Raw genomic sequence first — 21,297 nt, forward strand, 5'->3', positions numbered from 1 at the left:
TGATGGAAGGGACCCACGGGCCGGCCGGGGTGTGCCCGTTGACCGTCCACGACGCGCTGCGTCGGGCCGCGGTCATCGGCCCGGACGTGGAGGCGGTCGTCGCCTCGCACGGCCGGATCACCTACGCCGCGCTGGACGCCGAGGTCGCCGCGGTCCGCGCCGCGCTGTCGGCCGCCGGGGTCCGTCGCGGCGACCATGTCGCCGTCTGCCTGGGCAACGGCCCGGAGTGGGTCACGCTCTTCCTGGCCATCGGGTCGCTCGGCGCGGTGACCGTGCCGATCAACACCCGGTGGCGTCCCCCCGAGATCGCGTACGCGTTGCGGCAGTCGCGGTCCTCGATGCTGTTCGTCGCCGACCGCTTCCTGAACATCGACTTCGTCGCCATGCTCCGCGAGATCTGTCCGGGCGTCGACACCGGGCTGCCGGACGCCGAGCTGCCCGACCTGCGGTCGGTGGTGGTGCTCGGCTCCGGGGGCTCCGCCGCTCCGGCCACCGTTCCCGAGGCGGCGCGGTCGTGGGAGGACTTCCGGGCGGCCGGGACGACTCCGGTGGAACCCTGCGGGACGCCCGACGACGTTGTGCTGATCCAGTACACGTCCGGCACGACGTCCCGTCCGAAGGGCGTGCTGCTGACCCAGCTCAACATGTGCGGGGACGCGTTCTTCTCCGGGGCTCGCCTCGGGCTGCGGCCGGGCGACCGGTTCCACAGCGTCCGGCCGTTCTTCCACGCCGCCGGCAGCACCCTGACGGTCCTGGCCTGCCTCCAGCACGTCGCCACGGTGGTGACCATGGACCGGTTCGAACCGGGCGAGGCGCTGCGGCTGATCGAACGCGAACGCTGCACCCATTTCTCCGGCAACGACACCATCGCCCTGATGTTGCTGAACCATCCGGACCGGCCGCGGCGCCGGCTCCGGTTGCGCGGCGCGTGGGCCGCGGCGTCGGCCGCCGTCGTCCGGCGGATCATCGACGAGCTCGGCGCCACCGAATGCGTCGTCGGCTACGGGCTGTCGGAGGCGTCGCCCAACGTGGCGCAGTCGGCGTGGTGGGAACCGGAGGACGTCCGGGCGAGCGGCCGGATGATGCCCGAACCGGGCGTCGAGGTCCGCGTCCACGACCCCGAGACCGGACGGGACGTCCCGACCGGGGACGTCGGCGAGATCCTCGTCCGCGGCTGGAACGTCATGCGCGGCTACTACGCCATGCCCGACGAGACCGCCGCGACGCTGTCGCCGGACGGCTGGCTCCGCACCGGCGACCTCGGCCGCCTCGGCGAGGACGGCCGGCTCGAATTCGTCGGACGGGCCAAGGAGCTCATCCGCGTCGGCGGCGAGAACGTGTCGCCCACCGAGGTCGAGGACGTCCTGCACGGCCACCCCAAGATCAGGCAGGCGGCGGTGGTCGGCGTGCCGGACGAGCGACTCATCGAGGTCCCGTTCGCGTTCGTCGTCCTCGCGGAGGGCTGCGCGGCCGACCCGGAGGAGATCACCGCCTGGGCCGCCGAGCGCCTCGCCCGGTTCAAGGTGCCGCGCCACATCCGGATCGTCGACGACTTCGAGCGGTTCGGGATGACGGCCAGCTCGAAGGTCCAGAAGCGGCACCTCGCCGCCCACGCGCGGCGGCTGCTCGACGCGGTGGAGGCGGGATGACCGGCGGCACGCGCGCCGGCCGGGCGCGCATCGACACGAGCGTCACCCGGCTGCTCGGCTGCGACCTGCCGATCGTCCAGGCGGGCATGTCCTGGGCGTCGTCGGACTCGCGGCTGCCGCTCGCGGTGTCCAACGCGGGCGGTCTCGGCGTGATCGCCGCCGGCCCCATGCGGCTCCCTGACCTGGACCGCTCCATTTCCGAGGTCGCCGCGGGCACCGACCGTCCCTACGCGGTGAACCTGCCGCTGTACCGCAAGGGCGCGGACGAGGTCATGGACCTGCTCGTGGCCCGGCGCGTCCCGATCCTCATCGCCTCCCAGGGCGGCCCGCGCCGCTACCTGCCGCGCTTCCGGGACACCGGAACCATCTGCCTGCACGTCGTGGCCACCGAGGAGCACGCGGCCAAGGCGATGGACGCCGGCGTGGACGGTCTCGTCGTCGTCGGCGCCGAGGCGGGCGGCCATCCGCCCGCCGGGCTCGTGTCCACGCTGGTCACGGTCCGCGCCGTCGCCCGGCGGTTCCCGGACGCCCCGATCATCGCCTCCGGCGGGTTCGCCGACGGCTCGGGACTCGCCGCCGCCCTCTCCCTCGGCGCCGGGGCCGCGCAGTTCGGCACCCGCTTCCTCGCCAGCGCCGAATCGAACCTGCACCCCGCCTACAAGGAGGCCGTGCTCGCCGCCGGCACCGGCGACACCCGCACCGTGGGCCGCGACCTCGGCATGATCCGGGTCCTGGCCAACGACTTCGCCGACCGCATGGCCGAGCTGGAGAGCACCGGCGCCGACCTGGAGCGGCGCCGGGCGGAGTTCACCGCGACCAGCCTGCGGACGGCCGCCGTCGACGGCGATGTCATCGGAGGAAAGGTCGAGATGGGCCAGTCGGCCGGGTTGGTCGACGCGCTCCTGCCCGCCGCCCGGATCGTCGAGCTGCTCGTCGAGGAGTACGCCGCCACGCTCACCCGCCTGCCCGAGGTCCGCCCCGCCGAGGACCTGCCCGCCCGTCCCGAACGGACACCGCTTCCCGCCTCCTAACCCGCCACCCGCCACCAAGGACTCGGGGGAAAGTCAGCCGACATCAGGATCTGGGAGGTCTTGAGTGAGGACGAACGACACGGACACGCGGACGGCGTCCGGCCCTAGAATCGGGCGAAGAGGTCTTCTAGGAGGTGCCACCCTGCTCGCGGCCAGCGGAGCGACCTTCGTCGCCGGAGGCGGGACGGCCCTCGCCGGCGACCCGCGCACCGACTCGCCGCTGCCCATCATTCCTATTCCGAAGCAGGTCCCCGCCAAGGAAGGCTACGTGCCGGTGCCCGGCGGGCGCCTGTGGTACTGGGACACCGGGGGCCGTGGCGCCCCGGTCATCTTCACGCACCCCGGAAGCGGCAGCGCGGAGTTCTGGCCGTACCAGCAGCCGTACTTCGCCAAGGCGGGGTACCGGGTCATCGGCTGGTCCATGCGCAGCAAGTACAAGTCGAGCGCGGCGGACCCGGCCAACCCGGGAACCGGCGCGGGCGACCTGCACTCGCTGGTCAACTACCTCGGCATCGACAAGTTCCACCTCGTCGGTGTCGCGCTGGGTGGGGGAGTGGCGCTCGACTACGCGCTGCTCCATGAGGAGCGGCTGCTCAGCCTCTCCATCAGCGGCAGCCTGCTCAGCGTGACGAACCAGGAATACGTCGACATGCTGCGGCGGCTTCGTCCCACGGGCTTCAGCAACATGCCGGCCAGCTTCATCGAGCTGGGCCCCACCTACCGGGCGATCAACCCGGCGGGCATGGCCATCTGGGACGAACTCCACGACCGGGCCTCGCACAGCAGCGTCGGTCAGCCGTACGCCACCCAGCCCACCTGGAAGGACGTGGAGCGGCTGAGGGTGCCGACCCTGCTGCTGTGGGGTGACGGCGACCTCTACAGCCCGCCGTCGGTGCAGCGCATCGTGGCGAGCCACTTCCGCAACGTCACGACCGTCGTCGCGAACGAGTGCGGTCACGCGCCGCAGTGGGAGCGTTCGGACATCTACAACCCCACCCTGCGCAAGTTCCTGCGCAGGAACTCGCGGTAACCACCGCCTGAGAACCGGGGAGCCTGATCCCGTTGCGGGCTCCCCGGCCCCGCCAATTCGCGCGGGTCGAACGGCTTGTGTCAGGCCAGGTGGGGCATGACCTCGGCGGCGAGCCGCTCCATCTGCTCCGCGTCGTCGAACAGCGGGGTGAACAGGACCATCTCGGCGCCCGCGTCGATCACCTCGCGGACCCCCTCCACGCACGCGTCCGCGGATCCGCAGACGGCGACCGGGGTGAGGTCGCTCCGTCCGTAGAACCGCTCCAGGGTGTCGGCCCCCCTCTTCCAGGCGCGGGCCTCGTCGTCGTCCACCCCGATGTAGACGCGCTTGGCGATCGAGAAGTCGGCGGCGTCCCGTCCCTGTTCCGCGAGCGCCTCCCGGACGACGCCCACCTGCTCGGCGAACTGCGCGGTCGTCGCCGACCCCGCGCCGAAGAACCCGTTGCCGAGTCGCACCGCACGCCGCAGCGCGTTCGGGTGGCGGGCACCGAACCAGACCGGGGGATGCGGCTTCTGGAACGGCTTGGGTTCCATCGCGGCGTCGTCGAGCCGCCAGAAGCGCCCGTCGAAGGTGACGCGGGGACGCGTCCAGCACGCCTTCATCAGGTCGAGCCCCTCGGTGAGCCGCGCGACGAGTTCGTCCGGTTCGACGCCGAACGCCGACAGCGACCGGTCGCGGGCGCCGATACCGACGCCGACGTCGACCCGGCCCCGGCTGAGCTGGTCCAGCGTGCTCAGGCTCTTGGCCAGGTGGACGGGGTTGTGCCGCGGGGTGACGAACACCGCGCAGCCCAGCCGGATCCGTTCGGTGCAGGCGGCGGCGTAGGTCAGGGTCTCCAGCGGGCTCGACCGCGCCGCCGTCCCGAGTACCTGCTCCTGCGTCCAGGCGCCGTCGAAACCGAGCTCCTCGGCCCGTCGGAGGAAGGCGCGGAAGGCCGCCGGGTCGAACTCGCCGTCGTTCAGGTCCTGGGGGATGGAGATCGCGAACCGCATCCCTCAAACTTATCGATCATTCAGCCCCCTGACCAGGCCGGATGGCAGCCAGAGCCAGGCCCGGACGTCCCTGACCTCCTTGCAGCTCACCCACAGCCGCCGGTACGCGGAGGACGGGACGGGACCGCCGCCGCGCAGGACCACGTCGGTGTGCAGCGAGTCGGACGTGATCAGGCCGAGGTCGGCGCCCGACGTCCGGAGGACCTCCCTGAACGCGTCCGCGTCCAGCAGGCGGAAGAGGAACATGGCGGCGGAGCCGAAGACGCCGTAGGCGTCCCGTTCCACGTCGCCGTGGTGGACGGCCACGCGCAGCCGCAGCCGGTCGCCGTCGCCGGCCGGCCCGTTGTGCCGCCGCAGGACGACCGCGAGCCCGTGCCCCAGCCGGCCGAGGAACGGAACGGGATCGACTCCGGGAGGCGCGACGATCAGGACCCCGTCACCGCGGTCCTCGTGGTCGCAGGTCGCCCAGGGCACCCCGGTCAGGCGGAGCGCCGCGCGGAGCGTGCCGTACAGCTCGCGGCGGACCCGCCGCTGGGACGCGGTGTCGGGGCAGCGCCGCCCGAAGTCGACGATGTCGACGGCGACCAGTGTCCTGAGCGGCGACCGCGACGACTCGGCGGGCCGGGGCGGCGACAGGTCGAGCATGCGAGATTCTCCTCCCTCGCTTTCGTCCGCGCCGGAATGGCGCGCGGATACCACTCTGGCGGTGTTCTCCGTACTTGCATACCGATTGGGATGAGTTGGGACGCCCTTCCCCTCGAAGAGCGCGGCGGAAGGAGATTCGAGTGGATTTTAGCCATTGTCATAATTGTCCGGATTGTCCGGTGGACTATGGTGGCACTTGGGTCTATGCGGAAGCATGTGAAATGTGTACGGTTACGCCGGTGTTGTGGTGGCGAGGTGGCGGATCATGAGAGCATCCGATAATGACCAATCGGTCATTCTTTGTCGCTTCATCGACCGGCTCAACGACATCTGGATCACGGCGTGCCCGTCCAGCTACCAGGAGGTGGAGGCGCTGTCCCGGAAGTTCGCCACTCCGGTGCAGGGCTTGACGGTGCGGCTGCTGGCGACCTCCACGCTCCAGGGCATCCTGACCCACCAGCGGAAGAACCTGCCCCGGTGGTCGTGGGTGGCTTCCTATGTGATCGTCCTGCGTGCGATCGCGTCCCGTAACGGGGTGAACCCCGACACCCTCGGCACCCTGGACGAGTGGAAGGCCGCCTACGACGACGCGTCGCGGCAGCTCCGCGGACTGCCCCCGGACGCGGCCGGTGCCGAGGCGGAGGAGGATGTCGCGGCGGTGCGCGAGGCACGGCGTGCGAGGACGCGCCCGGCGAGGCTTCCGGTCGCGGCCGGTGACCGCCCGCGCGGTCGTCCCGGCCGGGACGAGGCACTGGACGCGCTGACGCGGCGCTTCGGGACGGCCGGCTGGTGGCACCCGGACTACCAGGACGTCGTCACCCCATGGGTGGAGTCCTACCTGGAACTGGAGCAGGCGGCCCGGGTGATCTGGTGCTACGAGCCCCAGTTCGTCCCCGGGCTGCTCCAGACCCCCGCCTACGCCAGGGCGGTCATCGCGCACGAATACGGAACATCCCCCGAGACGCAGATCAGGCGGCGGGTCGAACTGCGGACGCGGCGGCAGCAGCGGCTGTGGGGGCCGAACCCGCCGCGTCTCTGGGCGATCCTGGACGAGACGGTGCTGCGCCGCGACCACGGCGGCCCCGAGACGATGCGCGCCCAACTGGACCATCTGCTGGAGGTCTCCTGCCGTCCCAACGTCAGGATCCAGGTGATGCCGCTGGCCAGAGGCGGATACGCCGCGGCGGGCGGCCCGATCACCGCCCTGCGGTTCGCCGCGGCGGAACTGCCCGATGTGATCTATCTGGAACATCTCGGCAGCGCCGACTACCTCATCGACCCCGAGGAGAAGGTCTGTTTCGGCCAGGTTCTGGATCGGCTCAAAATCGAGGCCGCAACCCCCGAGCAAAGCCGTGACATGCTGCGCCGCCTCCGCACGGAGCACTGACCGCGCAGCGGGTTGTCCGGCGGCCACCCACCTGATTCCCTGTCCGCGGAAAGCCTTTTCGTTGAAGCGCGCCCCCGGCGCTTCACCAGGTGGAAAGCGGCGGGGCCGCACGGTTGGAGGTCGTGATGAGTTCCGGCGACGCCTCGTACTCCTGGCGGGAGGCCGAGAAAGATCTCATGGCGGGGATCGACACGTCCGTGCCGCACTCCGCCCGCATCTGGAACTACTGGATGGGCGGCAAGGACAACTACCCCATCGACCAGGAGGCCGGCGAGCAGTTCGCCGCGATCTATCCGGGCATCCGGGACATGGCGCGGGTCTCGCGCTACTTCATCTCCCGCGTCGTCCGTTACCTGGCGAGAGAAGAGGGCATCCGGCAGTTTCTCGACATCGGCACGGGACTGCCGAGCCACGACAACACCCATGAGGTCGCGCAGCGCGAGGCGCCCGACAGCCGCATCGTCTACGTCGACAACGACCCCCTGGTCCTCGCCCATGCGCGCGCCCTGCTGACCAGCAATGACGTGGCGGGCACCGACTATGTCGACGCCGACCTGAACGAACCGGGGAGCATCATCGACATCGCGCGGACGAAGCTCGACTTCGACCGTCCGATCGCGCTGATGCTGATGGGCGTCCTCGGCCACATCCCCATGACCGAGGACGACGAGCGCGCCCGCTCGATCGTCGACCGGCTCAAGACCGCGCTCCCCGCGGGAAGCCTCGTGGCCGTCTACGACGGCGCGAACACCGACTACGCCTATGTCGAGGCCACCCGTCTGTACAACGAGGGCGGGTCCGTCCCCTACACCCTGCGCAGCCCAGGGCAGATCGCGCGTTTCCTGGACGGCCTGGAACCGGTGGAGCCCGGCGTCGTGCGGCTCGACCGGTGGCGTCCGGATCCCGGCCCGCTCGGCCCTTCCGTGGCCGTGGACGCCTGGGGCGGCGTGGCGAAGAAGACCACCTGAACGCTCTGGTCAAGTACCGCTCCATTCTCCCAAGATCGGGGGGGTGTGATTACCGTCGAAACCGAGCCAGGAGACCTGCAACGTGTAGGAGAAATCATGCCCGGACTCGAACGAATACTCCCGGGTGATTCTGAAATAGGCCCAGCCGACCGTGGGAACTATCATGTAGTCGCCGCTCCTATCCTTGTCGGCCTTCACGGTGTGGTCGCGGATGCCGTTGTAGAGGGTCACTGCGATTGAACCGGCATCACAATTTCTCACCTGGACGGTCACGACGAGCAGGCCGGGTCCCACGTCCAGATAATTCTTGTCGTACTCGTCTATCGTGCGTGACGTCGTCAACCAACCGTCTTCGGCGACGAGGGGTTTCGCGCAGGCGGGCGCGAGGCCCGCGATGGTCGCCTGGTGCGTGATGGTGGCGCGTTCCGCGGTGAGCCGTTTGGTGTCGACGTCGCCGCTGCCGACGATGACGGTGGTGGCCGTCGCGTGCCTGGCGTGTTCCTGGCCGTTCTGGTAGACGGCGACGAGCTGGTACACCGTGGTGGCGTGCAGGTCCCCGGTGCCCAGCGGAGGCTTGATCTTTTCCGATTTCAGGCCGCTGTTCTTGCCGTTCACGTGCAGCTCGTAGGTCACATGACTGTCGCCTCTGACCGTCCAGAGAAGGTCGGTGCCCTTGCCGTACTGAACGATGGGGCTGCTGGCCCGGAAGTCGGCGAGCTGGAATTCCTGCGGGAACTTGCCGATCGGGTAAATCTTCTGGACCGGCGATCCTTTCTCCGTCTCCAGCGCGCTGATCACCACATTGGTGACGCCTATCCGCCTGCTGAGCGGGACGTTGCTGAGCCTGATCCGTACCGTCTCGTTCAGACCCGCCTGACCCTTCTTGGGCCTGAAGAGGAACTCGCCGTCCTGGGAACTCCTGATCTGGTCCCATGCCGGCGGGGAGGTCGCGGAGCGAGTGACGTTGCCCCAGTCGGGGGTGAGGACACCGGGGCCGTCGTCGTCCCAGCTATTGGTCACGGTGAAGGTGACGGACAGCTCATAGAGGCGGAGCTCAATGAACGCGCCGGTGCTGACCAGGACTTCGACGTTTCCATAGGCGGGCTGGTCCTTTGCGGACGAGACGCTCATCGGTGAGGGCGTCGTGGTGACGCTGGTGCGCAGCGGGAAGTCCGTGTCGGTGAGCGCGACGGCGCCGCCGTCGGCGTGAATCGTCATGGTCGGCCCTTCTCTCTTGTGGCGGTGGTCAGCGAGGGGTGAGGCCGTTCTTGAGGTGGAGCAGCCCGGTGCGCAGATGGGCGCGCGATTCGGGGGTGATGCGGGCCGCGGCGTCGACGCCGGTGACGGGCAGGGTGCCGGAGTCGGGACGGCGCCAGGACCAGGTACCGGTCTCCACGACCGGTAGCGGGATGCCGAAGGCGGTGACCGTCGCCCTGGTGGAGTACCCCACGTCGACCGAGATCGGGCGCATCGTGCCGAGGGCCGGGCCGACGTGGAAGACGGCGTCCATGCGTTTGAGCGCGTGGGTCACGAGGTCGGGGTCCACGCTCAGCACACGGGTCGGCAGGATGTGGGAGGTGGCCTGCACACCGCCCCAAGGATCCGCCAGCAGAGTCACCAGGCGTGACTGGCCCAGCGCCAGTTCCGAGTTGGTGTCCTTGGCCCTGCTCAGCACGTAGGTCGTCTGAGGCGCGGGGTCGTTGGGCGTGCGGACGGCGTACAGCGTGCCGTAGTCGCTCTGGTCGAAGTAGCCGACAAGGCCGTCGGTGAAGGACGCTGCCGAGCCGAGCAGAACGGGCCAGGTGTAGGACTGGTACTCGGCCGTGGGCGGGTCGGCGGTCAGGCGGCTGGGCTTGAGCGGCACGACGGGGTCGGCGTCGGGTTCCAGGTGCAGCCGGGCGCGGATCAGGACGAGGGGCCGCCCGAGCATGCGCAACGTGGGGTGACCGGAATCCGCGCGGTACGGGGCGATGGTGTACCGGATCTCCTCCACGGTCGCGACCAGATCCTGCAGCGCCTTGACTGCGTCCGTCCGGGCGTGCAGGCCGTTGAGGAAGCGGGCGAGGTTCGGATGCTTGGTGCTGGCCTGTCCGAGGACGGGCGCGTCGGGGTGCAGGCGTTCGAAGGCCAGCGCGCCTGCGGGAGTGGGACGCAGCTCGCCGAGCAGCGTGCCGTCCGGCGCCATGCACAGCAGGGCCTCGTCGAAGTAGTTCGGCACGACCCATGCGCTGATCTGCTCGTCGGAGGACGCCGTGAGCGCCGTCCGGGCGTCGTCGAGCCGGGAGACCGCGTCGAAACCGAGCCGGACCGGTTGCGGCAGCCGCGGCCGCAGATGGAACAGGTGCGGCGCCCACAGGGTGGGCTCGGTGACGTGGACGACCGCGTCGGCCGCGTCGGGCTTGCCGGGGGTCTTGGAGTCGGGGATGACGCTGGCCGCCCGCGCGGGTTTGGGTCGCCGGGCGAGGTCGACGGCCGTGTCGATGATCTCGCGTCCACGGCCGAACCGGTCGACCAGGAACATCCTGCGCACCCGGAACTGTCCCGCGCGCAGCGGCCGGTAGTAGGGCGGGACGACCCAGTTCTCCAGTATTTCGGGCTGTGCGGGACGCCGGGTGACCGGTTGCAGGTCGCGGGGGGCGAAGGTGTGGCGGCCGTCCAGCAACCCGGCGACGCTCGCGGGTGGACGTGCGCGCACCAGCGAGCACCGGCCGGTGAGGAACTCGTTGAAGCCGTCCAGGGCCTGGGAGATCAGGTCCGAGCCGGTCGTGGCGCTGGAGAGGTGGTCGGCGAGCCTGCCGACCGCGGCGACGAAGTCCGGGGCCTGTCCGGGTGCCTCCTGGGCGATGCGGTGGAGCCGTTCCGTGAGGTTGTGCACGGCGTGTGCCGACAGCAGGGCCTTGCCGCGCACCGTGAGCGGGGTGGCCTCCTTGTCGTCCGCGTCGCCCTCGCCGCGCCACACGTACTGCCCCGGGCCGAACTCCCAGTTCTTCTTCGTGGGATCGCTGTGGTGGTAGTAGGGAATGGCGAAGTATTCCGCGTCCCACACCAGCAGCAGCGGCGTCCACGGCTGCCGCCACGCCTGCGTCCCGCGCATCGCCGCGCGGACCCGGCGGTCGGCTGATCCGGTTTTCCAGTCGGCTGTGGTGTCGTCGGCGAATGTGACCTTGGTCGGCTGCGGGTGGCGGTCGAGGGTGGCGAACTCGGTGAGCACCGCGTCGGGCAGCGCGGACGGCAACCTGTCGCCGATGACGGTCGGCAGCTTGGTCCAGCCCTCGGGCTTGACGGGGGGGACGGAGGTGCCGTCGGCCTTGGCGACGAGGTCTCCGGGCAGCCGGCAGGGCAGCAGGGCCGGATCGTCCAGGAGCCGCGCGGCCCGCGCGCCCTTGATCATGACGATCGGTTCGCGGGCCACGTGGAACGGCGGGCGCGGGGTCCGGGTGGGGCGGCCCTTGGGGTCGCGGCCCCACAGCTTCTTGAGGCGGGCGACCTCGGCGTCCACGGCCTTGGCCAGTTCCTCGGGCGTGGTGGCGCGCACCAGGGCCTTGGCCTTGGCGAGCTGTTCCCGGTCGCTCTTGACCCGGCCGATCAGCGTGGTGAGTTTGGGCTCGACCTCCTTGAGCAGCGCCTCGAGTTTCGGGCGGATCTCCGATGGCCTCTTGGCGAGGGCGCGGAGCTGCTGGACGTACCACCACAGCTCGTACATGCGTTCCTGCCGCCGGGCCAAGGCGCGCACGGCGGCGTCGTGAGTGTTCTGGTCGGCGTTGGTGCCGGTGAGCCAGGCGCGTTCCTCGTCGGGCAGCGGTCGCACGGGCGCCGAGGGCTTACCCGGGGCGGACGAGGGGGTGGTGAAGTCCCAGACGAACCCGCCGGCCCTGGGTTCGAACCGGGTCTCGCCGGTGCGCAGCTGGGCCGCCGCCGCGCCCGAGGCGCTGTCGAACTCGTGCAGCAGGCCGTACTGGAGCGCTTGCAGGCGCCTCAGCCGGTCGCCTTGACCCCAGGTGGACGGTTCGTAGGCCAGCGCGAGCGCGCTGACGCCGTCCGCCGTGGACTCCCCGACCCCGTAACGGATGGCGGGTTCCCCGGCGTCGGTGGCGACGGGCGGGGCCTCCTCCTTCTCCTTGTCCGGCAGGCCGGTGCTGGTCCACACGACGCCGGTGACGGTGCCCGCGCAAACGGTGCGCATGGTGCCCGACGGGGCGGGATCGAGATGCCAGCCGAGCTTCTTGAGCAGCTCGGCCGGTGTTCCCGCCGCCGCCAGGGGGTCGTCGTTGTCGCCGGCGTACCAGCCCATGACCAGGTAGGACAGCTCGCGCCGGTCGCCGGTGAGGCCGGACAGGTCGTCGTGGAGGGAGAAGACGCCGAGGTTGTAGGGCTGGTAGAGGCAGAACGTCGGCAGGCCCGGCCCGACGGCGGTGAGCGCCGCCGACTGCCCGGGTTCCGTCAGCGTCCCGGTGAGCGGCAGGACACGTCCGATGCGCTTGGCCGCCAGCGTGGCGTCGGTGTCGGAGGTGGCGACGGCGTAGGGCGAGTTGTCGGTGTGGTCGGACGGGTCGTCGCGCAGGCAGTTGCTCTGCACCAGCCACGCGGTCGCGGCGCGGTTGTCGGCGGGGCCGCTGTAGCGCACCACCAGCCACCGGGCGGGGACGGCGCGGTAGGTGGTGATGCCGTCGGAGCCCAGCGCGCCGTTGCGCAGTGCCAGGGGCAGTTCCCAGTGCACCGTCACCCCGGTACGGGGACGGCTGACGTCGAGGGTGAGCGGGTCGGGTTCGGGGCTGAGATGCGGCGCCCCGCTGAAATCGGGGACCCAGCGCCTCCAGTCCGTCCTGCGCACGTCGTCCCGCACGGCGCCGTTCACCATCAGGGCGGTGACGCGAACCGGGACCACGACGGGCTGGTGACTGCTCATGTGCGGGCTCCTGCGCTACTGGCGGCCGTCATCGGCCGCCGAAGGTGGTCAGCTGCCAGTTATGGTCAAGGTGGCCTTCTCGGGTGACTGCACCATCTGCAAGGCCAGGTCACCGGGCCCGGCCGCCGATCCGCCGGGGGGCCGGTACTTCGCGGTCAGCTTGTCCCACACCAGCGCCGCCAGGCCCGCGCCCGCCTGGTTGATCTTGATGGTGTGGGCGCCGGGGCCGCTGGTCCGCCGGAACGGGACCTCGACCCGCGCTTCGGCCAGCTTGCCCTTGAGCGACTGGCCCACCTTCACACCGTCGCCGGTGTCCTCGACCAGGCTGCGGAGCCCGATGTACGTCCTGCCGAGATCCTCGAACACGCCCAGGTGCAGGCCGTGCATGGGCTCGTGCAGCTCGATCCGCGCGGGCAGGCCGTCGAACAGGCACAGCAGGACGTCGGGCGCGATGCGGTCGCGGCGCAGCACTCGGCCCCGCGCGTCCTTAGAGCCGTCGGCCTGGCTCTTGGACACGACCACCTCCGTCCGCGGGTAGGCCGACACCAGCCGGGAGCGGATCAATACGCCCGCTTTGGGCGGGGCGGCCGCCCGCGCCCGGTACCCGGCGCGCAGCGCGTCGAGGGCCCTGCGGTCGAGCCGGGAGCGCTCGGCGGCCCGGAACGCGCCCTCGGTGAGCGCGTCCAGCCAGACGGTGTCCACCCGGAAGATCCGCAGGCTTTCCGGCGGCAGCATCGCGGTGTGCGGGACCAGGTGGTCGAACGGCACCTGCTCCAGGCGGCGCAGCCGGTCCAGCCACCGGATGATCTTCGGCTCGGCCGGGTCGGTCCCGCCCAGGGTGTGCTCCGCGATCGCGTCCAGGATGTCGTCCCTGGCCAGCAGGGTCTTCATCAGGTCCAGCAGGGCGGGCGCGCTGTGGTGGGACGCCAGGTCCTGTTCCCGCAAGATCTGGATCGTCTGCTGGTCGGTGAGCGGGCCGTCGTGCGGGCGGGAGGACGGTGCGGGCGAGGTGAGAACGGCGCCGTGGCGGTGCACGGGTTCGCCGCACGCCACCCGGTCGAACGCGGCACGCCACCGGTCGTCCGCGCCGGTCAGCAGGTCGTCGACGGCCCGCCGCAGGTCCGCGCGGTCACCGGTGTCCCGGGGGCGGGCGGCGAGGTCGGGGTCGAGCAGGGCGGGGTCCAGCAGCGGCGCGATGACCCGGCAGGCCTGGGCCAGGCCGCCGTGCGCCCGGTCCAGGTAGGCGCCGAGCGCGGCGGCCATCTCCTGGTCGGCGAGTACCAGCGCCCGGCCCAGCTCACGCGCCACGGCGTAACTGAGGTCGGCGGCCCCGTACTTGGCGTCGGTCTCGGACGGGGCGGTGACCTTGTAGGGGACGAGCGGGCCCCTGTACCAGGCGAAGTCGTCCGGGACGCCGTTGTCGTGCGCGAGCGGGATCCAGCCGTTGGCCAGCCGGTACCGCACGTGCCGGGTGAAGTCGTCGGTGCCCGTGGTGGCGGGCTGCGGGTGGCGCAGCAGGAACTCCCGCGTGCGGTCGGCGGTGTCGGAAGCCTCCCTGGTGAGGTTCCGACGCAGCTCAGAAAAGCTGGCCTCTCCCTGGGGGCTGGAGGTGAAGGACCAGGAGTACAGCGACAGCAGCCGGATGTCCTTGGTGAGCGAGCCCGGGTTGTCGAACATTTCGGTGTGGCCCTCAAGGGACACCAGGTGCGCCACATACGGGGCGCCCTTGGGGCCCGGGTAGGGCAGCCGGTTGGCGACCACGAACGAGTACTCGGTGGCCCTGCGGGTGGCCTCGTTGTCCTCGTCCTTGTCGTATCGCTCCTCGTCCTGGAGCCCGATGGCGGAGGTCTCGCCGGGCAGCGGGCCGCGCACGTGCGCCAGATGCGCGACCTCGGTTGCCAGCGGCGCCAGGGCGGCGAAGACGTCCTTGGTGACGCGGATGGTGTGGACGGGCGTGGCCTTCTCGGCGTCGGTCAGCGCGGGGGTGAACGTCGGCAGCCGCAGCGGGTCCTTGGCGTCCACCAGCAGTTCCCCGGCGGTCCCCTGGGTGGTCAGGCCGGCGGCCTCGGGATCGTCCACCAGCTCGCCCTTGGTGAACAGCAACAGAGCCAGCCAGGGCCGCTTCTTGTTCTCGCTGTCGCCGGCCTTCCAGTCCAGCCGCGTCTCCCACGGCAGGACCCGCCGTTCGAACGCGATGTGCGGCAGCAGCGTCTGCACCGGACCGCACGAGCCGGGCGGCGGGTAGGCGCCGTGCACCTCCTGCTCGCCCAGATGCAGGCGAAGGCCGGTGACCTGCACGGTCTGGACGAGGCCGGTGGGATTGGTGCCGCCCAGGCCGGGCGGCAGTTTTTGGGCGACCGTGATGGAGTAGGTGCCGCGCGGCGCGGACGGGGTGAGGTTGTCGCTGAACGTCAGCGTGCCCGCCGCGGCGGTGCCGGTCATGGCAGGACCTCCAGCAGGGTCATGTCGGTCAGGACCTTTCTCAGCCGGGCGGCCGCCGCCTTCTGGTCCATGCCGGGATCGCCCGGTGCGGTGCGGGTGGAGGCCCCGTGCTTGAGCGGGTTGGCGCGCGCCGTCTCCGGCGTGTACTTGATGACCTCCAGTGAGGTGTCGCGCCGGTCGCCCTCCAGCGCGGGCGGCGGTATCCGCACCTGGAGACCGACCGCGTACACCGCGGTGGTGTCCTCGGCGGCCTTGTCGGCGGGAGGCGGCGCGTCGAGACGGACACCCCACAGGGCGTCGGGCACGGCGGCGTACAACGGCTTCACCGGCCACCCTTCGGTGCTGGACGTCAGGTCGGTGTCGGCCGTCCCGTCCGAGGCCGTGCGGTCAACGGTGACGGTGAGGGTGCAGTCCTCCGAGGAGCCGGTGTACTGCACCGGGCGTACGTGCAGGTGCTTGCTGCGGTCGCGTTCCCGTCCGCCCACCTTCGGCCTGTCGTTGAGCGACTGCGCGGCGGTGTTGTAGACGAGCTTGGTGACGGGGATGACGGTGCGGGCGGCGAAGGTGAACCCGTCGGTGGACACCACCCAGCGGTCGCCCCTGGCGGTGGTGGCCTGCCTGACCTTCACCGGATCGGTCAGCAGCCCGTCCAGCGCGCCGATGGTCAGCGGTGCCGCGGGCAGCTGCCTGGCGGCGAAGTCCGTCCACGACATTTTCGACCCGAGCGGTCCCCAGGGCTCGCGGGAGTCGCCGAACCTGGCGGTGACCGAGAACGGGCCCGTCTTCAGATGGACGCGCCCGCCGGTCGGCGGTCCCCACACCACCAGCGTCGCGGCGATCTCCACCCGCGTCGTCACGCTGCACACCCAGGCGTCCAGGGTGTAGGACGCGCCGACCGTGACGCCGATCTCGGCGCGGAACGACAGCGGCGCCCACCACACCGTCACGTTGAAGTAGGCGATCAGCCAGGCCCGCAGCCCACCGGCGTCGTAGTGGACCTCCAGCCGCCCGCCGACCATGCCCGCCTTCGGCGTCACCGCCACGTACAGCTCGCCCTTCACCGCGACCGCCGAGCTGACCGACCAGCTCAACCCCAGCCGCGGCACCTGCGGATAGTGGCCGGGTACGGGGAACGCCGGGTGGTAGCCGCCGACGGTGGCGACGAAGTCACCCTCGTTCGCGCTGCCGGGGAACCACACGTACACCGCGGCGCCGCCGGTCACCTTGCAGTCCGGGTGGACGATCCAGGAGTTGTCGGTCAGCGCCGCCGTCAGCGAGAACTGCCGCTTGACGTGCTCGTACAGCGCGCGGAACCCGAGCTCCAGGTGCGCCACCGCGGGTGTCCTACCGCCGGTGGAGCGGGCGGGGAAGTCGGCCGAGACCCTGCCGAGCAGCGCCACCAGGAGATCGTCTCCGCCGAACTGCACCATCAGCAGGCCCGCGACGTCGACCGTCTCGGCGATCGAGCAGCTCAGGCCCGCCGCCAGCCACATCACCCCGTTGGCGGGCCCCACCACCGCGCCGGTTCCGCCGGTGACCCTGCGCAGGACCTCGGTCGCGCTGACCGGCTCGTCGGGGCCGACACCCGTCAGCTCCTTCATGTTGCCGAGCGCCCGCACGAACGGGAACTCGGTCACGCGGTCGGCCTCGGGCAGCGCGACACTGGAGTTGTACCCGAACCCCAGCGCCAACCCGGTGAACACCACCGGCGGCGGGCCGTTGACCCTGCCCTCAAGCGCACCGAACACGAACAGCGAGACGTAGTCCGGCTGGTTCGCGGTGCCCTTGATCCGGGCGTAGGAGCCCACCGCCAGCAGCCCCCACGTGGCCGCCTTCACCATGATCAGACCGTCGTAGGCGAAGTGGCAGGTCTCGTCGGCGGGACGCGCCACGAGCGCGCCCATCACCCGCAGTGGGTCACGCGCGTACGCCACCCCGAGCCCGCGCAGCACCACCCGTACGGTCGGCTCCTCGACCAGTTCGATCTCCATGCCGAGGCCGGTGGCCTCCAACTCGAACCCGGCCGCGACGAACGCCGCGTCCAGCTCGACGAGCAGCCGCTCCTTCCGTGACCCCGACGCGGGCAACAGCCGCAGCCGCACCTGCCGCAGATGCAGCGGCCCGAGCGTCCGCTCCGTACGGATCAGCGAACCGCCCTCTTCGGCGTCGTCCTCACCGATCGCGGCGGGGGCGGGCCTGCGGACCCGCAGCTTGTAGGTGGTGTCGCCGGTGCTGACCCACGTCAACAGCGTCAGCCCCGCCCCCAGCGCGGCGCGGTCCGGCAGCGGACCACCGCCCACCGCGGCGTTCAGCTCCGCGAGCGACTCAGCTGCGATCTTCTGGGAGGCGTACACGGCCTGAACCCGCACCCGGACATCGGCCTCGGCCGGGATCTGCCCGCGCAACAGCCCCAGGGAGGACAACCGTGTCGTGGCCCCCAGCGGCGCCAGCACCGAGACCACCACCGGCGGCCGGGACTCCTTCGCGCTCTTGGGCAGCAGGGCCACCAGCCACGGGGTGGTGGCCGGGGTCTCGTCAACGGCCCACAGCAGGAACCGGGTCCCCGAGCCTCCGGTGTCCATCATCAGGTTGAACGCCCGGACCTTGGGCAACCAGGGCGGAAGCCGGATCTCCTGCCCCCCGGTGATCTTCGCCAGCAGCGACGTCAACGACCAGCCGCCGCCCGGGGGCGGCAGCGCCATCAGCTGCGCACTGGTGACGCCCCCGGACTTCGCCACAGTGCCCAGAACCTCGACCCGCTTCCCGTTCTCCCAGGGCAGCCAGGCGCGGGCGTAGAAGCCGACCATCGGTTTCGACCATTTGCCGACGTGCCAGATCTCCAGGACGAGTGCCAGATCGGTGCCGCCGACGGAGCCCAGCGATTTGAGCGCGTCGGTGACGGGGAGCTCCAGCGCGATTCCGTAGACTCCGTCGCTTTCGGTGGGCGCGTCCTTGCGGGTCAACAACCGAACACCGATCGGGACATCACCCGCTTTGGCGCGAAATGACAGCTTTTCCCTGTTTTTGTCGGTGATGCTCTTCAGGGGCAGGTCCGTCCCGTCCGGGAGCGGCACCCACGATCGGGCCTGCCCCAGATCCCAGCCGCTCTTCACCTCGGCGAGTCCGGCGGGCAGTTGGCCGGGGAGGGTGACCTCACTCGACAGGGCGTCCAGCCAGCTTCGGACCTCCTTCACCGTGATGGCCATCCGGGCAGTCCTCTCGCCGCCGAAAAGAATCGAATCCGGTGATCAATGTAGGAGAGATCCGGCCGCGTATGGCCCTCGGCGGCGAAACCATGACACAGCCTTTGTCGAACGGCAATTTGAGGACCACGCGCCTTGCCATCCCTGGTGATCAGATGAGACGCCCACCGGTTTTGGCCCTTCTCGGCGGGGGAACCTGTGAACAGAACTATCTGCGCCGAGCTGCATGATCAAATGGAAGGCGAGCTTCTTGCCACTCACCAAGACGCTGGATCCGCTGGAGCTGGCCGAAAAGAAGCTGCCCGACGACCTGGCCAAGGCGGTGGCGAGTCTGTGCTTCACGAATTGCCTTGGACTGAGACGGGGACCCGGCGAGGTGGTGGGCGACGCCCACGCCTTCACCGATTGCATCGGAGTGGGACCCCTCATCCCGGTGGGAAGACCCCCGCTCTACGTCTGGATCGCCAGGCCGAACGACGAGAGGTTCCAACCGCGCTGGAACGGTCGGCTCTGGAACAGTTGCTTTTCGATCATCCAGAAGACCAGGGGGCAGGAGGCGACGGCCAGCGTCGTTTCCGGAAGCACGCCCGGCGCGGAACGGTATGCGGTGCGCAAGGGCCTGCTGACCGTCGATATCGACAAGGACTTTCCGGATACGTACAGTTTCGCCAAGATGGTGAAAAAGCAGCTCGGCAAGAGCTTCGGCGCCCCGATCCCCATTCCGGACTTCCTTGATACGGCGCCCAGGGTCGAAATGGTTCGCTGCATAGCGACCTTCTACCTTGCCGTTTACGACGTGCTGCTGGAATCGGTCACCGACGGGAAGAAGGGGCTGGCGCAAGAACTTCTGTTCAAGCTCGATGACATCGGTTGATCGAACGCCGTTCGGGCGCCCGGCGGTGAGCCGGGCGCCCGAACGTGGTGTGCGTCAGTGGTTGTACGGGGTGAGGCGGTCCCAGAAGGCGCAGTGGTGCTGGCGGCCGATCTCCCTGGTCAGTTGGCTGTCGCCGGCCGGGGCCAGGGACATCACGTCCGGGTTGTGGCGGGTGAACCTGGGCCACAGCGGCGCGCCCTCGACGGTCGGGTCGCCGGTGCGGGCGAAGCCGGTCCACTGGGCGGTGATCTGTGCGCCGAACGCCTGCTGGTTAGGAGTCAGTTGCTGTCCCGGACGCGGTGACAGGAACTGGTTCAGCAGGACGTGGTAGGCACCGTTCGGTTTGGTCTGGTCGAGCCAGGTCGCCGGTGGGGCGTCGGCGTTGTCGGACTGGTAGGCGTACACCGGGATGTGGCGCGACATCCGCCTGTGGTTGAGCAGGGACGGGCAGACGGAGTTGGAGTCGGCCACGATCGTCCGGTAGGCGATGAACGCGGAGGGCGTCGGGAAGCGTTCCAGCGGGTAGCGGGCGAACACCTGGTCCGCGTAGCGCCCGTACTGCTGCCGCACCAGCCTCCTGTAGTCGTCGGGGGTGTTGGCGGAGGCGAGCTGGGTCTCGTCGCGGTCCACGCCGTGCATGAGGGTGACGTCGTTGACGCGACCGGTGGCGAACGCCTTCGCCGGGGACATCGTCAGGGTCTTGCCGTCGACGATCGGCGCGATCGTGCCCATGTCAGGGCCCATCCCGTCGCCGGACCTGTCCAGCAGCGTCTTCACCGGCACCTGGCGCAGGCAGGCGGCGGTGTCGGCGGCGTCTCCGCAGCCGACGGCCGCGGCGAAGCGGTCACCGGTGCGGTGCGCCTCCGCCGCGGTGGGCAGTTCGGACTTGCAGTCCTGCGGCTGCCAGGACGTGTTCGTGCCCAGCAGCGAGTTGTATTCGCCGCTTTGCACGATGCCCTTGTGGAACAGTCCCTTGGCGGTGGGGGAGACGGCGTTGGCGCATACGCTCGACCCGCCGGCGGAGGCGCCGAAAATGGTCACGTTCCGCGGGTCGCCGCCGAATTGGGCGATGTTCCGCTGCACCCAGCGCAGCGCCGCCTGCTGGTCCTGGAACGCGTAGTTCCCCGAGTTGCGGCCCAGATCCCTGTGCGCCATGAATCCGAAGATGCCGAGCCGGTAATGCACTTCCACGGAGACGACGTTCCCGGATCGGACGAGGTGGCTGCCGTCTGCGGGGGTGCCGAACCGGAACCCGCCGCCGTGGATCTGCACCATGACCGGAAGCCGCTTGGAACCGGCGTTCTCCGGCGCCCTGACGTTCAGGTTGAGGCAGTCCTCGATGGTCGACCCGGAGCCGAGACCGTCCGCCTGCGGGCAGTTGGCGCCCCGCTCGGTCGCCGGGAACGTCGAGGTCCAGGGGCGGGCCGGCGTGGGCGGCGCCCAGCGCAGGTCGCCGACCGGCGGGGCCGCGTACCGGATTCCGAGCCAGGACGTGACGCCGCCGGTGACCGTTCCGCAGACGGCGCCCCTGTCCGTCCGGACGGTGGTGCCCGGTGCGCATTCGGGTGCCCCGGAGGCTTGGGGAGAGGTGCGCGCCGCGGACGCCGGGGCGGTGAACGTCAACGCCGCCACGGCCGCCACGACCAAGGCGGGCCATCGCATTTTCTTCGGCTCCATACCGACCTTCTCTCTCGCGGGAAAGGGAAACTCGCGGGGAAGTGAAGACGCCGTCGGGAGCAGCGGAAAGGCGCCAGGATCGTTGGCGGGGTGGACGGCGACTACGGTGGCGCCGCTGATTTTGCCGGATGGTGTGCACGCCCATCGTGATCACGGATGAACCGAAGATTAAATTGGTGTTGTAGAGCCGGATAGAGTTTCGTGGCGCCGCGATCGGCCAGTGGCCTCGAACGAGCGGCGACCGGCGCGCCTGGTCGATGAGCGGTCGGATCTCTGCGACCGGCGGTCGGTGCGCACCGCATGTCCCTCACCCGTCCCACCAGGCACAGCAGAGTGCGACATCGAGCGCGAAGTCTTCTGTTCATCGTGTGTTCCGGACCATTCGCCGCAGGGCCCGGGGGTGCTCGACGCGCCGGGTCGGCGGTTCGCCGCACTGACCGGCCGGCCCTCCTGACCACCCGGTGTGACCATGTGATGCTCCGCCCGACGGCGT

13 protein-coding genes are annotated in these 21,297 nt (G+C 70.4%); 6 read left to right on the plus strand and 7 right to left on the minus strand.

Annotated features, from left to right (window positions below; genetic code table 11):
• Nucleotides 1–2: 2 nt before the first annotated feature.
• From D0T12_RS22370 to D0T12_RS22380, 3 genes are all read left to right on the plus strand, one after another.
• Nucleotides 3–1,649, plus strand: coding sequence for an AMP-binding protein (locus tag D0T12_RS22370; RefSeq protein ID WP_117401954.1), 1,647 nt, complete (start codon nt 3–5; stop codon nt 1,647–1,649).
• Complete coding sequence (locus D0T12_RS22375; RefSeq protein ID WP_117401650.1) at nt 1,646–2,680, plus strand: NAD(P)H-dependent flavin oxidoreductase; 1,035 nt, start codon at nt 1,646–1,648, stop codon at nt 2,678–2,680. The genes D0T12_RS22370 and D0T12_RS22375 overlap by 4 nt, the downstream gene beginning before the upstream one ends.
• A gap of 64 nt (nt 2,681–2,744) precedes the next feature.
• Nucleotides 2,745–3,710, plus strand: coding sequence for an alpha/beta fold hydrolase (locus D0T12_RS22380; protein WP_199487628.1), 966 nt, complete (start codon nt 2,745–2,747; stop codon nt 3,708–3,710).
• Between the two features lie 80 nt (nt 3,711–3,790).
• On the opposite strand, the gene D0T12_RS22385 is transcribed toward D0T12_RS22380, so the two are convergent.
• Together D0T12_RS22385 and D0T12_RS22390 are read right to left on the minus strand one after the other, a co-directional pair.
• On the minus strand, nt 3,791–4,702 hold the full coding sequence (locus D0T12_RS22385) for an LLM class flavin-dependent oxidoreductase (protein WP_117401651.1): 912 nt from the start codon (nt 4,700–4,702) through the stop codon (nt 3,791–3,793).
• Between the two features lie 9 nt (nt 4,703–4,711).
• Nucleotides 4,712–5,347 (minus strand): nucleotidyl cyclase domain-containing protein, encoded by a 636-nt coding sequence (locus tag D0T12_RS22390; RefSeq protein WP_117401652.1) that lies wholly within the window; start codon nt 5,345–5,347, stop codon nt 4,712–4,714.
• A gap of 265 nt (nt 5,348–5,612) precedes the next feature.
• On the opposite strand from D0T12_RS22390, the gene D0T12_RS22395 reads away from it, so the two are divergent.
• Nucleotides 5,613–6,734 carry a DUF5753 domain-containing protein gene (locus D0T12_RS22395; RefSeq protein ID WP_147339595.1) on the plus strand — a complete coding sequence of 374 codons (1,122 nt, stop codon included), beginning with the start codon at nt 5,613–5,615 and terminating at the stop codon, nt 6,732–6,734.
• A 125-nt stretch (nt 6,735–6,859) separates the two neighbouring features.
• Nucleotides 6,860–7,702, plus strand: a complete 843-nt coding sequence (locus D0T12_RS22400; protein ID WP_117401956.1) for an SAM-dependent methyltransferase — start codon at nt 6,860–6,862, stop codon at nt 7,700–7,702.
• Nucleotides 7,703–7,711: 9 nt separating this feature from the next.
• On the opposite strand, the gene D0T12_RS22405 is transcribed toward D0T12_RS22400, so the two are convergent.
• From D0T12_RS22405 to D0T12_RS22420, 4 genes are read right to left on the minus strand one after another with little or no spacing between them, the layout of a single operon-like run.
• On the minus strand, nt 7,712–8,920 hold the full coding sequence (locus D0T12_RS22405) for a hypothetical protein (protein ID WP_117401654.1): 1,209 nt from the start codon (nt 8,918–8,920) through the stop codon (nt 7,712–7,714).
• A gap of 28 nt (nt 8,921–8,948) precedes the next feature.
• Nucleotides 8,949–12,608 carry a hypothetical protein gene (locus D0T12_RS22410; RefSeq protein WP_117401655.1) on the minus strand — a complete coding sequence of 1,220 codons (3,660 nt, stop codon included), beginning with the start codon at nt 12,606–12,608 and terminating at the stop codon, nt 8,949–8,951.
• A 48-nt stretch (nt 12,609–12,656) separates the two neighbouring features.
• The gene (locus D0T12_RS22415) at nt 12,657–15,050 is read right to left on the minus strand and encodes a hypothetical protein (RefSeq protein WP_117401656.1); all 2,394 of its coding nucleotides are present in this window, start codon (nt 15,048–15,050) and stop codon (nt 12,657–12,659) included.
• Nucleotides 15,047–18,256: a DUF6603 domain-containing protein gene (locus D0T12_RS22420; protein WP_117401657.1), complete on the minus strand. Its 3,210-nt coding sequence runs from the start codon at nt 18,254–18,256 to the stop codon at nt 15,047–15,049. The genes D0T12_RS22415 and D0T12_RS22420 overlap by 4 nt, the downstream gene beginning before the upstream one ends.
• 223 nt (nt 18,257–18,479) lie before the next feature.
• Between D0T12_RS22420 and D0T12_RS22425 the strand changes: the two genes are divergently transcribed.
• The gene (locus D0T12_RS22425) at nt 18,480–19,127 is read left to right on the plus strand and encodes a hypothetical protein (protein WP_117401658.1); all 648 of its coding nucleotides are present in this window, start codon (nt 18,480–18,482) and stop codon (nt 19,125–19,127) included.
• 54 nt (nt 19,128–19,181) lie between these two features.
• On the opposite strand, the gene D0T12_RS22430 is transcribed toward D0T12_RS22425, so the two are convergent.
• Nucleotides 19,182–20,804: a carboxylesterase/lipase family protein gene (locus D0T12_RS22430; protein WP_233526228.1), complete on the minus strand. Its 1,623-nt coding sequence runs from the start codon at nt 20,802–20,804 to the stop codon at nt 19,182–19,184.
• Nucleotides 20,805–21,297 lie beyond the last annotated feature (493 nt).

The sequence above is a fragment of the Actinomadura spongiicola genome (assembly GCF_003432485.1).
Lineage (GTDB): Bacteria > Actinomycetota > Actinomycetes > Streptosporangiales > Streptosporangiaceae > Spirillospora > Spirillospora spongiicola.

Bases quoted from the DNA above. Each gene is read 5' to 3' on its own strand.
- D0T12_RS22370 (WP_117401954.1), top strand. From the start codon at position 3: ATGGAAGGGACCCACGGGCCGGCCGGGGTGTGCCCGTTGACCGTCCAC.
- D0T12_RS22375 (WP_117401650.1), top strand. From the start codon at position 1,646: ATGACCGGCGGCACGCGCGCCGGCCGGGCGCGCATCGACACGAGCGTC.
- D0T12_RS22385 (WP_117401651.1), bottom strand. From the start codon at position 4,702: ATGCGGTTCGCGATCTCCATCCCCCAGGACCTGAACGACGGCGAGTTC.
- D0T12_RS22390 (WP_117401652.1), bottom strand. From the start codon at position 5,347: ATGCTCGACCTGTCGCCGCCCCGGCCCGCCGAGTCGTCGCGGTCGCCG.
- D0T12_RS22395 (WP_147339595.1), top strand. From the start codon at position 5,613: ATGAGAGCATCCGATAATGACCAATCGGTCATTCTTTGTCGCTTCATC.
- D0T12_RS22400 (WP_117401956.1), top strand. From the start codon at position 6,860: ATGAGTTCCGGCGACGCCTCGTACTCCTGGCGGGAGGCCGAGAAAGAT.
- D0T12_RS22405 (WP_117401654.1), bottom strand. From the start codon at position 8,920: ATGACGATTCACGCCGACGGCGGCGCCGTCGCGCTCACCGACACGGAC.
- D0T12_RS22410 (WP_117401655.1), bottom strand. From the start codon at position 12,608: ATGAGCAGTCACCAGCCCGTCGTGGTCCCGGTTCGCGTCACCGCCCTG.
- D0T12_RS22415 (WP_117401656.1), bottom strand. From the start codon at position 15,050: ATGACCGGCACCGCCGCGGCGGGCACGCTGACGTTCAGCGACAACCTC.
- D0T12_RS22420 (WP_117401657.1), bottom strand. From the start codon at position 18,256: ATGGCCATCACGGTGAAGGAGGTCCGAAGCTGGCTGGACGCCCTGTCG.
- D0T12_RS22425 (WP_117401658.1), top strand. From the start codon at position 18,480: ATGATCAAATGGAAGGCGAGCTTCTTGCCACTCACCAAGACGCTGGAT.
- D0T12_RS22430 (WP_233526228.1), bottom strand. From the start codon at position 20,804: ATGGAGCCGAAGAAAATGCGATGGCCCGCCTTGGTCGTGGCGGCCGTG.